General features: G+C 72.4%; 10 protein-coding genes. 3 read left to right on the top strand and 7 right to left on the bottom strand.

Annotated elements, in window-relative coordinates:
* Window positions 1–163: 163 nt before the first annotated feature.
* Both VV01_RS20655 and pheA read right to left on the bottom strand, forming a co-directional pair.
* Window positions 164–811 carry a CatA-like O-acetyltransferase gene (locus VV01_RS20655; RefSeq protein WP_050671542.1) on the bottom strand — a complete coding sequence of 216 codons (648 nt, stop codon included), beginning with the start codon at window positions 809–811 and terminating at the stop codon, window positions 164–166.
* Window positions 812–885: 74 nt separating this feature from the next.
* The gene (gene pheA / locus VV01_RS20650) at window positions 886–1,839 is read right to left on the bottom strand and encodes a prephenate dehydratase (protein ID WP_071606478.1); all 954 of its coding nucleotides are present in this window, start codon (window positions 1,837–1,839) and stop codon (window positions 886–888) included.
* Between the two features lie 117 nt (window positions 1,840–1,956).
* Here pheA and VV01_RS22990 point away from each other — a divergent pair, with 117 nt between their 5' ends.
* On the top strand, window positions 1,957–4,083 hold the full coding sequence (locus tag VV01_RS22990) for a DUF2339 domain-containing protein (RefSeq protein WP_050671541.1): 2,127 nt from the start codon (window positions 1,957–1,959) through the stop codon (window positions 4,081–4,083).
* On the opposite strand, the gene VV01_RS22585 is transcribed toward VV01_RS22990, so the two are convergent.
* The gene (locus VV01_RS22585; RefSeq protein WP_071606475.1) at window positions 3,971–5,245 is read right to left on the bottom strand and encodes a glycosyltransferase 87 family protein; all 1,275 of its coding nucleotides are present in this window, start codon (window positions 5,243–5,245) and stop codon (window positions 3,971–3,973) included. The two genes, VV01_RS22990 and VV01_RS22585, sit on opposite strands and share 113 nt — an antisense overlap.
* Before the next feature lie 289 nt (window positions 5,246–5,534).
* Here VV01_RS22585 and VV01_RS20635 point away from each other — a divergent pair, with 289 nt between their 5' ends.
* Together VV01_RS20635 and VV01_RS20630 are read left to right on the top strand one after the other, a co-directional pair.
* Window positions 5,535–7,607, top strand: coding sequence for a hypothetical protein (locus tag VV01_RS20635; RefSeq protein ID WP_050671539.1), 2,073 nt, complete (start codon window positions 5,535–5,537; stop codon window positions 7,605–7,607).
* 97 nt (window positions 7,608–7,704) lie between these two features.
* Window positions 7,705–8,301 carry an alpha/beta fold hydrolase gene (locus tag VV01_RS20630; protein WP_050671538.1) on the top strand — a complete coding sequence of 199 codons (597 nt, stop codon included), beginning with the start codon at window positions 7,705–7,707 and terminating at the stop codon, window positions 8,299–8,301.
* A gap of 84 nt (window positions 8,302–8,385) precedes the next feature.
* On the opposite strand, the gene mptB is transcribed toward VV01_RS20630, so the two are convergent.
* Genes mptB through VV01_RS20610 form a run of 4 tightly spaced genes read right to left on the bottom strand, consistent with a single transcriptional unit; the run spans window position 8,386 to window position 12,960 of the window.
* Window positions 8,386–9,951, bottom strand: a complete 1,566-nt coding sequence (gene mptB / locus VV01_RS20625) for a polyprenol phosphomannose-dependent alpha 1,6 mannosyltransferase MptB (RefSeq protein WP_050671537.1) — start codon at window positions 9,949–9,951, stop codon at window positions 8,386–8,388.
* Window positions 9,948–10,652 carry a glycosyltransferase gene (locus VV01_RS20620; protein WP_050671536.1) on the bottom strand — a complete coding sequence of 235 codons (705 nt, stop codon included), beginning with the start codon at window positions 10,650–10,652 and terminating at the stop codon, window positions 9,948–9,950. The genes mptB and VV01_RS20620 overlap by 4 nt, the downstream gene beginning before the upstream one ends.
* Entirely contained in the window at window positions 10,652–11,527 is an 876-nt protein-coding gene (locus tag VV01_RS20615; protein WP_050671535.1) for a DUF5926 family protein, read from the bottom strand. Before VV01_RS20615 ends, VV01_RS20620 begins: the two co-directional genes overlap by 1 nt.
* An 11-nt stretch (window positions 11,528–11,538) precedes the next feature.
* The gene (locus VV01_RS20610) at window positions 11,539–12,960 is read right to left on the bottom strand and encodes a DUF2079 domain-containing protein (RefSeq protein WP_050671534.1); all 1,422 of its coding nucleotides are present in this window, start codon (window positions 12,958–12,960) and stop codon (window positions 11,539–11,541) included.
* Window positions 12,961–12,975: the final 15 nt, after the last annotated feature.

The following is a 12,975-nucleotide window of genomic DNA, read 5'->3' as shown; positions in this document are numbered from 1 at the left end:
GGTCATGCGCAACGTGGTTGACGTTGCTGCCGACCAGGGATCCCCCCCCCCGGAGGACACGCAACCGGGTTGCGGGTATGTGCAACCCGGTTGCGCATGCTCAGCCGACCACCGCCTCAGGTGAGTCGGGCGAGCATGTCGGGGAGGGGGTCGGTGCACCTGGTCAGCCGAGCCAGGTCGGGTCGTCGAACAGGTCCTGCACCTCGTTGACCAGCCGGGCCGCGTGGAAGCCGTCGGCCACCGCGTGGTTGAGCTGCACCGCGAGGGGCAGCAGCGTGCGGTCGGCGCGCTCGGCGTACCGGCCGAGAGTGAGGATCGGCCGCAGGTGACCCGAGCCGCCGTCGATGTTGAGGTTGAAGCCGGTGAATGACGTCCACGGCAGGCTCGACACGTCAAAAGTGTTGGGCGGCAACGGTTCTGGGAACAACGAAGGCGCCGAGCGATGCTGGGCGACCACCTCGACGAACTGCGCGTGGAAGGCCGCGAACGTCGCGTCGTACTCCGCGCACACGCACGCGAAGGTCTCGGTCGCCTCGTTGAAGATCGTGAACGCCGGGTGCAGCACGTCCCAGACGGCGGGTCGCCCATCGCCGTCCCGGTCGGTACGCAGCTCGTCGTGCCGGTTGACGACGGTCGCGAGCGCCCAGACGTGCGCGGCGTATGTCGACCGGTCGGTCATCCGCAGCGCTGCCCGCAGCCGGGTCGCGTCGAGCTCGACGGTCATGGCGTACGTGCACGGGTGGCGTGTGTAGTGCTCGTAGTGCCCGCGGCGGGCCCAGGTGGCGAGGTCGATCGGACGCAGAGTGCTCATCGCCCCCGAGTGTTCGCGGGCGTCGGCGCCTCGGCAACCCGATTTCGCAGCCCCCGCGGACGCGCCGGCGGCGGTCAGCCGCGTAGGGAGTGCAGCCAGGCGCGGGCGTCGGCGTACGCCGCGTCGGTCGTCGTCGGCGTCGCTTGGACGGGGCGCCGGTCGGCGCGGGCGTAGGAGCCGAGGAAGCGCACGTCGGCGCAGACCCGCTTGAGCCCGACCAGCGTCTCGCCGACGCGTTCGTCGCTGACGTGCCCCTCGAAGTCGATGGAGAAGCAGTACGAGCCCATCGCCGCACCGGTCGGGCGTGACTCCAGCCGGGTCATGTTGATGCCACGGGTCGCGAACTGCTCAAGCAGCTCCAGCAGGCCACCCGGGTGGTCGTCGTGCTGGAACATCACGACGGTCGTCTTGTCGGCGCCGGTCGGCTCGGGCACCGAGCCCGGCCGCGACACCACGACGAACCGGGTGACAGCAGCGGCGTTGTCACCGATGTCGCGGGCGAGCACGTCGAGCCCGAACACCTCGGCGGCCATCGGCGCACACACGGCGGCCTCGTACGGCGGCCGGTCGCCTCCCGTGGACGCGAGCGCCTCGGCCGCGGCGGCCGTCGACAGGGTCGGGACGTACGACGCCTCGGGCAGGTGCTGCGCCATCCAGCCGCGGACCTGGGGCCAGGCGTGGGAGTGGGAGCCGACGCCGCGGATCGTCGACCGGTCGGTGCCGGCGGGCGCGGCGAGCACGAACGTGATCGGGACGAGCACCTCGCCCTGGATGATCAGCGGCTCACCGCCGTTGAGCGCGTCGAGCGTCGCCGCCACGCCGCCCTCGACGGAGTTCTCGATCGGGACCATGACGCGGTCGACCTCACCGGCACGGACCGCGTCGAGAGCGAGCGCGACCGTGCCGAACGGGGTCGCTGCGGCGAGCGCCGCCTCGTCGGAGTCGAGCCACGACGCGAGCGCCATCTGGGTGAAGGTGCCCTGCGGGCCGAAGTAGCCGTAGCGCACGGGGGTGTCCTGGGCCGTCACCCTGGGCAGGTTAGCCACCGCGAGAGCCGTCGTACGACGGCGTCTCACGGGCGCTTAGCACACCACCCGGCCGCGCAGCCCAGGCGATTACCAGGAATCTTTCCGTAATCTGGCCGGGTGACCCGCCGCTGGATCGTCTCGACCGCGTTGGCGGTCGTGGCGTTCCTGGTGGCGTCGCTGGCTGTCTCCGTGGCGCTCGCGCGACCCGCTCACCGGGGTATCGGCCAGCCCGGCCCGCTCGTCATCGTGTCGATGCCGTCGCTCACGTGGGCCGACGTCTCGCCCGAGGCGACGCCTGCGCTGTGGTCCCTCGCGCAGCGCGGTGCGGTCGGCAACGTCGCGACGCGCGCAATCTCGGCGCACTCGTGCTCGCTGCACGCCTGGCTCACGGTCTCGGCGGGTGCGCGCGCCACGATCGGCGCCGGCCCGGGCCAGACCGGACCCGACGGCAAGGTCGAGCCGTGCAACCGCATGCCCGCCCCGACGGTGGTCGGAGAGGGTGCCCGCTTCCAGGGCTGGAAGAAGTGGCGCACCATCTCGCTCAAGCGCCCGATCCCTGCTGACATCGGGCTCCTCGCGACCCGGTTGCGCGAGCGCGGCAGCTGCGTCACCGGCGTCGGCAAGGGCGGCGCGGTCGGGGCGGCCGACTACAACGGGTTCGTCGCCCGCTACTACTCCAGCGTCGCGAAGGCCGACTTCACCCAGTGCCCGGTCACGATGGTCTCGCTCAGCGACAAGAAGGACTCGGCTCTCGCCGACCTGCTGCCCCGGCTCCCCGCGCACACCACGGTCGTCGTCACCGGGCACGCCGACGACACCGAGCCCGAGTCGATGCGCGCCGCGGTCGTGGCCGGCCCGCGGACCCCGAAGGGCCTGTTGCGCTCGCCGTCGACCCGCCAGCCCGGCCTCCTGCAGAACGCCGACCTCACCGCGATGGCGCTCTCGCGCGTCGACCGCGACACGTCGTACATCCTCGACGGACGCAAGCCCGGTGTGCAGCCGCAGGACGACGCGGACCGCAACATCGAGCACGTCCGCGACGTCAGCCAGGCGTTGTACGCCGAGCACCGCGTCGTCGCGCCGTTCTTCATCCGCTTCGTCCTGGCCGTGGTGGTCGCCTCGCTCGCCGGGCTGGCGATGCTCGCCTCGTCCAGGTGGCGCTCGTGGGGACGACGCTGGTTCGTCGGCGTGGGCGCCGTGACCGCGGCGATGCCGGTCTCGACGTTCCTCGTCGGCATGGTCCCGTGGTGGAACTCCTCACGCCCCGGCACGGCGCTCAGCCTGTCGATCGTCGGCATCGCCGCGGTGCTCGCGACGGTGGCGGTGTGCGGTCCGTGGCGCCGCTGGGTCGCCGGGCCCGCGATCCTGCTCGCGGCCCTGACCGCCGTGGTGATCGCGCTCGACCTCACGCACGGCTCCCCGTTGCAGTTCGTCTCGATCATGGGGCTGCAGCCGGTCTACGGCGGCCGCTACTACGGCATGGGCAACGTCGGCTACGCGTTGTACGCGAGCACGTCGCTGCTCGTGGCCGCGCTGCTCGCCGGCCGGTGGATCCTGCGCGGCGAACGCCGGCTGGCCACGCTCACGGTCGTCGTGATCGGGCTCGCGACGATCATCATCGACGGCTATCCCGCGTGGGGCGCCGACGCCGGCGGGCCGCTGGCGCTGCTGCCGGCGTTCGCCTACCTCGCGCTCAACGCGGCGGGCCTGGCCGTCACCTGGAAGCGCATCCTCGTCGTCGGAGGCGCCACGTTCCTGCTCGTCGGCGGGCTGGGCCTCCTGGACTACCTGCGCCCACCGGCGTACCGCACGCACCTCGGTGACTTCGTGGCCTCGCTGATCGAGGACGGCCGGCTCACCTCACTGCAGCGCAACATCCGGGCCAACTGGACGATGCTGACCGGCAACTGGATCAACTTCTTCGTGCCGGTGCTGCTGCTGCTCACGATCTACGTGCTGATCGCGCGGACGTCGACGCTCGGCCGGCCGGTCGCCGAGGTGACCCGCCGGGTGCGCTACCTCGGTCACGGCCTCGCGGCGATCGCGATCTGCTGGCTGATCGGCTTCGTGTCCAACGACTCGGGCACCGCGATCCCGCCGAGCGGCATGATCGTGATCGCCCCGCTGGTGATCATGATCGCGGCGTCGACAGGGCGGTTGACCCCGAACGACGTCCCCGAGTCAGCGGTGACCGACCAGGACGTCGACGACGCACCTCTCGCCACACCAGTACGAGCAGGGTGAGCGCTGCGGCGACGCCGTAGCTGTTGTTGAGCAGGGTCCAGAACGGGTTGCCGCTGCTGTCCGCCGGGAACCGCTCGCCGTCGCTCACGAGGTTCCACTGACCCCACCAGGGCAGGTGCAGCAGCAGCACGACAGCGAGGCCGACACCGGCGACGAGCCGGCGCGGGTGGTGCAGCGGGTCGGAGCCGAGCAGCGCGAAGATCGCGAGCACCAGCCAGTGGAAGTGATGAATCCACGAGACCGGCGAGAGCAGCAGCGCCATCATGCCGACGGCGGCCGCCGCGACCATCTCGTCGCCGCGCTCGTGCGCCCGCCGCGCCACCCAGAACCCGGCGACGGCGGCGATGACGGCGAGCAGCAGCCACGGCGCGCTGCTGTCGATGCCGAGCCGCATCAGCACACCGCGGATCGACTGGTTGGACGTGCCGTCGTTGGGGCCGAGCCGGGCCGGGTCCTGCAGCGCGCCGCCCCAGAACGCGAACGACGCCTGCGGCAGCAGCACCAGCGCGCTCAGTGTCACGGTCGCTGCGGTGACGATGCTCGTGATCGCCGCGCGCCACTGCTTGGACACGATGAAGTGGACGATGAACACGCCCGGCGTCAGCTTGATCGCGGTGGCCAGCCCGACGAGCACACCTTGGGGCACTCGGTCGAGCAGCCGGTGCCGCGGGCGCATCAGGTCGAGCAGGCACGCGAGCACGAGGAACGCGTTGACCTGCCCGAAGCGGAACCCGTCCGACACCGGAAGCAGATGAAGGACGGCGACCGTCAGCAGCCCGAGAACCCAGCCCGCGTGCCGGCCCGTACGCGCGAGGAGGCCGCGCGCGGCGTACCGGACGATGAGGAGGTCGGCGACCAGCTGGAGCGCGAACCACAGCCACCCGATCACGCCGAAAGGCAGCAGTGCCAACGGAATTGCGAGGATCGCGGCGAACGGCGGATAGGTGAACGGCAAGAACTGCGGCGCGTCGGTGAGCCACTCGTACACCGGTCGCCCTTGGAGCACGGACACGCCGGCGTCGCGGTAGACCTGCACGTCGACCTGCCAGCGGCGCGGGTCCTGGTCGATGAGATAGGTCCACACCAGCGGCAGCGCGCCGACCACGGTGATCGCGAGCGCGACCGCCCACTGGGCACGGGTCAGTCGTCGGCCGCCGGTCACCGGTGCATCATGCCAACTCCGCCCGTACGCCGGTGACGCGCCGGGCCCCCATCGCTGGTCGAGCCGTCCTCCCGCTGGTTGAGCCGTCCTCCCGTTGGTTGAGCCGGGCGGAGCGCTAGCGGAGCCCGTGTCGAAACCGACGTACGACGCAGGGAGACTCTCCCTCGCGGGCACCCGGGTTTCGACACGGCCCTCACCCAGCGGCTCGGACCGGCTCAACCAGCGTCAACCAGCGAGGCGCGCCGGGCGTACAGAGCGCGCTCAGGTCGCGCCCCCTACCCTGTGGCGCATGGTTCGCCGGTGGGTCGTTGTCGCGTTGGTGAGCCTGGCGTCGTTCGTGCTGGTCGGGCTCGCGCTGGCCCGGCTGACGGCGCCGGAGGAGCGGATCCCGATCAGCCAGCCCGGGCCGCTCGTCGTCATCGGCATCCCCGGCCAGACGTGGTCCGACATGTCGGCCGCCGACAACCCGTCGCAGTGGCCGCTGCTCGACGTCGCGGCCACGGGTGCGATCTCGCCGCGCGCGACGACGACACCGACCTGTACGCCGGACGCCTGGCTCTCCCTGGGCGCGGGCAACGGCGCGAAGGTCGGCTGCGGGCCGACGCCACAGCCGCGGGTGAGCGGTCAGGGAGCGACGTTCGCCGGCTGGGCTGCGTGGCGTCGTACGAACGATGACCTGCGGTCCTCCTCGTCGATCGGGCTCGTCGCCGACCAGCTCGCGACGAAGAAGCAGTGCGTCGGCGCCGTCGGCCCCGGCGCAGCGCTCGCGGCAGCCGACGGATCGGGGCGCGTGGCGCGCTACTGGCCGTCCTCGACCGGCGCCGACCTGTCCGCGTGCGCGGTGACGTTCGTCGACCTGGCCCGCGCCGACGGCAGCGCCCGCCCCGACGCCGACGCCGCTCTCGCCACGACGCTGGAGCAGGTCCCCACCAACGCCACCGTCGTCATCACCGGCCTGTCCGACGGCCGTGCCGACCAGCCCGGCATGCGTGCGCTGACGATGGTCGGCCCGCGGGTCGCGCGAGGCACCGTCTGGTCGCCGTCGACGCACCAGGAGGGTTTTGCCCAGGCCGTCGACATCACCGCGACCGCGCTCGCCCGGTTCGACCTCACCCCCGAGGGCGTCGCCGGGCAGGAGCTGTCGGTCATCCCCTCGACCGCACCCGTCGCATCGCTCGTCAACGGCAACCGCGACCTCACGCGCGCGGTCGACCAGTCCAACCGCGCGCTCATCCCCTACTTCGTCGGCATCGCCGTTCTGTACGTCGGTGCGCTCGTGGCCGCCTACCTCGCGTGGCGCCGCGACCGGCGTACGCCGCCGTGGTTGCGGTCGGTCGCGACGTTCCTCGGGGCGATCCCGGTCGCGACGTACCTCGTCTCGCTCGTCCCGTGGTGGGCAGGCGGACCCGTGCTGCTGTGGTTCGCGCTGGGCGTACTGGCGCTGGCCGGTGCGGTCACCCTCGTGGCGCTGCTCGGACCGTGGCGACAGTGGCCGGCAGGCCCGGTCGTGGTCGTGTCGGCGATCACGGCGGCTGTCATCGCGCTCGACCTCGTCACCGGAAGTCGGTTGCAGCTGCTCGCGATCCAGGGTCTGCAGCCGTTGTACGGCGGGCGCTACTACGGCATGGGCAACGCCGGGTTCGGTGTCTTCTCGACGGCGGTGCTGCTGCTCGCAGGCCTGCTCGCCGCGCGACTCGTGTGGTGGGACGACGCCGACGAGACGGACCGCCGACTGGGCGCGGCGACGATCGCCCTCCTCGGCGTTGCGGCCGTCGTGGTCGACGGCTGGCCGTCGTGGGGCGCCGACTTCGGCGGGCCGCCCGCGCTCGTCGTCGGCACGGCCCTGCTCGCCTGCCTCGCGCTCAGCGTACGCATCACCTGGCGTCGCGCCCTGCTCATCGTGGGCGTGGTCGTCGTGGTCGCCGCCGGCCTCGCGGTGGCCGACTGGTTGCGGCCGGCGTCGTCGCGTACGCACCTCGGCCGGTTCGTGCAGCAGGTCATCGACGGCGACGGGTTCGGCGTCGTCGGCAGCAAGCTGTCCCAGAACTGGGAGCTGCTCATCAGCTCGCCCGGCGGATTCCTCGTCCCCGTCGTACTCGTCGTCGCGATCTGGGCGGTGCTCCGACCGAGCTCGGGGGTCGGTCGACCGCTGACGCCGTTCTGGCACGAGACGCCGCTGCTGCGCGAGACCGTCGGCGCCGTGCTGGCGTGCTGGGCAGTGGCGTTCCTGCTCAACGACTCCGGCGTCGGCGTACCCGCGACCGGTGCGCAGCTCGCGTTCCCGCTGCTGCTCGCGCTCGCGGCCGGGACGACGGTGCTCGACCGGCCCGCCGACGAGAGCGCTCACCCCGCCGACGCCTGACCCCCTCCGCACGAAATCTGTCTGTCCGGCAGTGCATGGAGTGCCGGACAGACAGTTTTCGTGCAAGGGGGCGCCGCGGCCGGGCACTCTTGTGGCCATGACGTCGTACGCCGACCGCGTCCGCACCGGCAGCTGGGACCCGCGCGCCGAGGTGCCTGAGCACGTCGCGCGCCGCGTGATCGTGCTGCCCGGCAGTGGCTACCCCGTGGCGCGACCGCTGCTGCACTGGACCTGCCGAGCGCTGTACGACGCGGGCTGGCACGTGCAGGTCGTCGACTGGGACGCGTCCGGCATCGGCATCACCGAGGCACGCGAGCTGGTCGAGTACGCCGCCGAGCGCGCCGCCGACGAAGCGCCGACCGCGGACACCACGCTGGTCGTCGCCAAGTCACTCGGCACCTGGGCGGCACCGTGGGCGTCCGCCCGCCGGCTGCCGGGCGTGTGGCTCACCCCGCTGCTGCCCGAGTGGGAGGTGGCCGAGGCGTTGACGTCGTACGCCGCGCCGTCGCTGCTCATCGGCGGCACCGCTGATCGGCTGTGGCGGCTCGACCAGCCTCTCGCCGGGCGCGTCGTCGAGATCCCGCGCGCCGACCACGGCCTTGAGATCGACGACGACTGGCGGGCGTCGATGGCCGCTCACCGCAAGGCCGTGGACGCGATCGACGACTTCGCCGCGGGCCTCGGCGCCGGCTGACCCGTTTGCGGCCCCACCCCACCCTGTGAGGAAGCGTGCGCACCACCTCACGCTTCCTCAAAGGGTGCGCGACGGGCTCGACGGCTACGAACGCGTGAGGCGGCGCAGTCGGGTGGCGCCGGACGCGGCCGGCCGGCGCGGTCGGCGTACGCGCAACGCCAGCAGCACCAGCGCGATCAACGAGATCCAGCCCGCCCACGGCGCGACGTTCTGACGGAAGCCGAGCGTCCAGTCCTTGACGCCCGGACTCAGCTCGAGCACTCGACCCGGGACGTACGCCAGCGCCATGAACACGTAGCGGAAGACCAGCACCGAGTCCCAGGCGAGCTCGACCAGCAGCGGCAGCAGAGCCCACGTGAGCGTGTCGTACCAGGGCAGGGAGTAGGGCGCGCACAGGACGTACGCCGTCGACAGCGCCCACGTGGTCGTGACCGCCTGGCGGGTGGTGGCGTCGGGGATACGGCGGCCGAGGTCGAGGCGAGCGATCACGCGCTGCAGCACCCAGGCGAGCGCGATCATGCCGGCGATCGCGAGCGTGAACACGACCGTCGTGACCGCCCACTCGGGCAGGACGTGCCGCAGGCCACGCCACAGCGGGGCAGCGGGCGTGGCGTACGAGAACGACCCGCCCGCGGCGCCGAGCTGGTGCAGCACGTTGGGGCCGGCGACGACGTAGCAGGGCGCGATCACCAGGAGCGCACCGCCGATCAGCCGCAGCACGCTGCGCCGGGCGCCGACGGCCGAGCTGATCGGGCGCACGAGCCACCGCAGCCGCTCGCCGAGCGTGCGCGGCGCGTCGCGACCGACCCACGTCGGGTGTCTGAGCACGGCCGCGCGCCACGCCCACACGATGCCGAGCGCGACCACGCCATAGGTCACCTTCGTGCTGATCGCGGCACCGACGCACAGGCCGGCGTAGAAGGGCTCTCGGCGCGCGAGCAGCAGTGCGGCACAAGCGAACACGCCCGCGATGACGTCGACGTGGGCGCCGAGCACGAGCACGCCGAACAGCACAGGGTTGAACGTCCACAGCACGTCGACGCGGCCCTGGGCGCGATCGCCGACGGCCAGCCGCAGCAGCACGAACCGCATCGCGAGCCACGCGGCGATGATAAAGATCTGCCACACCCACACGGTCTGTCGCAGGTTGTCGCCGCCGATCCACGACGACACCGCCATCAGGGCGGTCGCGAACGGGCCGTAGATGCTGGGCGTCTCCTGCCACGGCGGCTGCACGGACGCCGTGATCGGGTCCAGGCCGCCGTGCCAGTCGTGCGGCGACTGGACGTAGGGGTCGCCGCCCTGGATCGCGATGCGGCCGTACGCGGCGTAGTTGGTGTGGTCGCCGCTGCCCATCGGCGCGGTCCACAGCATCAGCGCGGCGAGGATCACGACCCACACGACCCAGCGGTGCTTGAGCCGGGGTCGCAGCAGCCCGATCAGGACGGCGAGCGCACCTGAGCCGTAGGCGATGAACAGCAGGATCGTGACGGCCTTCGAGCCGAGGGTCAGACCGAGGTCACCGGGGGCCCAGCCGGAGGTGCCGAGGGGCGGCTTCGCGGCCGACGGATCAGCACCCGCCACCAGGAACAGCAGCCCGAAAGCCAGCAGCAGCAACGGGATCCGGAGTCGCTCGATCGCCGTGATCATCGCGTCAGTCGCCCCTTGAGCCGCCTCCGGGCGAGGGCTATCCACACGTCGCGGTACTGCTCGGCCCGGTGCACCTGGCCGCGCCAGTCGGACCCGGTGACGCGGTGGTGCAGCTCGCACGGCACCTCGCGCACCGTCAGCCCGGCACGCAGTACGTCGACGGTCATGCCCGTCTCGACACCCCAGCCGCGGGCGAAGGGCTGCGCGGCGTCGTACGCCGACCGGCTGAGGCAGCGCATACCGGACAGCGGCTGCTGTGCCTCGAACCCCGTGAGGCTGCGAATTCCGTTGCGTGCCAACCGAACCACGAACCCATGGCCACCGCCCGCGACCTTCTGAGGGGGCAGCACCGCGATGGTCAAGTCGGCCTCGCCGGCGACGACCGGCCCGACGAGCACGCCGAGCGCGGCAGCCGAGCCTTCGAGGTCGGCGTCGACGAACAGCAGCGGCAGCTCGCCGAGACCGGCGGCAGCAGCAGCCGCAGCACCGGACGTCATGGCGGCGGCCTTGCCCCGGTTGGTGTCGTGGCGTACGACGGTGGCGCCGGCCCCGCGCGCGAGATCGCCTGTGGCGTCACGGGATCCGTCGTCGACGACCACGACGGTGTCGACTCCGGCGATGGTCTGGACCGCACGGATCGTCGAGATCACCCGGTCGGCTTCGTCCTTGGCCGGGATGATCGCGACGAACGTGCCAGGCATCAGCGCAGCGTGACCTGACGGCTGACGATGCCGTTGCGAGCGCGGCGCTCGTCGGCCGTCAGCGCGTCGGTGGAGGCGAGCACCTCGTCGAGCGCACCCGAGAGCGCGGCCAGCGGCTCGTCGAGCGCCTCGGGCTCGGTGGCCGGGTCGATCTCCCAGACGGGCACGAGCAGCCCGGACGCGCGGAACGCGCCGAGCAGCCGGCCGTCGCCGAGACGGCTGCGGTCGGAGGCGTGCAGACGGGCGAGGGCGTCGGTGGCCTTGTCCTCGTGGTGCGGCAGTACCCAGCGCACGAACGTGCGGTCACCGATGCGGCACCAGTACGCGGACGCGGCTGCGGTCAGGCGCTTCGTCGGGGCGGCGGCCTCGTTGGCGCGCTCGAGCGACTCGCGCCCGTCGGCGTCGAGGTCGGCACCGGCCACCCAGAAGTCGAAGCCCTCGTGCAGCTCGACGTCGAAGGTCTGGTCGGCGTCGAGGAGGTCCTGCAGACGCGGGGTGCCCGCCGTCGTACGCGGCACCGTCGTGAGCGCCTGCCCCTCGGGCAGCTGGGCGACCGAGATCAGGGCCTGGGCGAGGTCGCGGCTGGCGTCACCGCTGGTGGCACCGGACTGCAGGGCGATCATGCGCTCGCCGCCGTCGCGGTGCAGGCCCGGCCACGCCATCGGCAGCACGGTCGCGACGGTGGCCTGCGCCGACTCGCCGTCGTGCGTGTAGCGGATCGTCGCGGTCGCGGCCGGTACGATCTCGCGCAGCGCGACCCAGTCGGTCTCGGAGGGCAGCCCCTCGAACGGTCGTGCGACGAACGGCGCCGGCAGCGTGCTCGGATCGCGTGGTGCCTTCTTGTCCTGCGCCTTGCGCCGTGAAGCCTTCCCCATGGGGGGTGAGCCTATCTTTGCGGCGCACACGCCCGCAGGCCGGACGGCTGCTCGGTCGGCAACCGCACCAGCACCAGGTCGCCCTGGCGCCGCACCAGCCAGTCCGGGTGCTGCGCGAGATCCTCGAGGTACGTCGACCGCTCGCACGGCTGCGCCTGGAACTCGCGGCGGTCGTCGTCGACGAGCACGGCCCAGCGCACGCGTTCGGGCCGGTCGACGCCGAGCATCGTGACGTCGTACCGCGGGATGAGGTAGGGGCCGAGGCTGTTCTGCGCGGCGACGCGATCGCCGGCGGGCACGCTGCGCATCAGCTCGTCGAGGCGGTCCAGCCGCTCGGCGCGGGTCAGCGCGTGCGCCGGGTTGACGCCGCGGTCGGCGACGAACCCGATGCTCGCGACCACGCTGATGACGGCGCTGACGGCGACGAGCCCGTACGCGAGTGGTCGCCTCTCCCGCCAGCGCGGCCAGGCGTCGACCGCCGCGGCGACCGCGATCGGCCACAGCACCAGGTCGTAGTGGTTGTCGGAGGACCAGTACGACGCGTTGGACGACACCATCCGCCACGCCAGCGTCGGCAGCGCGAGCCACAGGATCGACGAGCGCCAGCCGATCACGAACGTGCTCACGGTCAGCATGAACAACGGGACGACGCGGCGGTCGAGAGCGAGCTGGTGCACGGGCGGCTCCGAGTGCGCCGCCAGGTCGCCGCCGCTGCCGCCGGTGAAGTAGTCGAGGTACGACGTGTGGCCGCTCGGGTTGAAGTGGCCGATCACGAGCATGGCCGTGAGCAGGCCGAGCGCTCCGATCACGCACAGCACCAGGCCTTTTCGCATCTCACGGCCGGACCGGTCGGAGCGCCACCACCACACGATGCCGGCCATGCCGACGGTCAGGCCGAGGTCCTCCTTGACCAGCACGAGCGCGAGGCCCGCGATGACGGCCGTGCGCCAACGGCGGTCGAGCAGCGCCCGGCAGAGGACGGCGACGACCGGCACGCCGAGCGCCACCTCGTGCACGTCGAACAGGTCGCCCGCGACGAGCGGCTTACCAGCGCAGCCGACGAGGGCGACGAGCACGCCCGCGCGTGGACCGAGGCGTGCGGCCGTCGTACCGACCATGACCGCGACGCCGACCGCGAGGCACAGGGCCTGGGTGAGCAGCAGCACGCGCGGGTCGGGCCACACCCGCCAGGCCGCCCCGAACACCGCGGTCGCCGGGCTGAAGTGGTCGGCCAGCAGCGTGTGGTCGCCGCGGATGAACGAGCGGGGCAGGTGGCCGCGGCTCCACGCCTGGGCCGACTGGCTGAAGATGCCCAGGTCGTACGACGTCGCGCGGCCTTCGTTCCAGCGCGCCAGGGCCAGCACGGTGAACCAGACGAACGCGACCACGCCGGCCGCAGCGCCGAAGGCGCGAGGGCGGCGCGGCAGGTTCACCCGGGCGACCCTAGC

The sequence above is a fragment of the Luteipulveratus halotolerans genome, assembly GCF_001247745.1.
In the GTDB taxonomy this organism is placed as follows: domain Bacteria; phylum Actinomycetota; class Actinomycetes; order Actinomycetales; family Dermatophilaceae; genus Luteipulveratus; species Luteipulveratus halotolerans.
The sequence above is the reverse complement of the archived record's forward strand: the minus strand, read 5'-3'. Positions and strand labels throughout refer to the sequence as shown.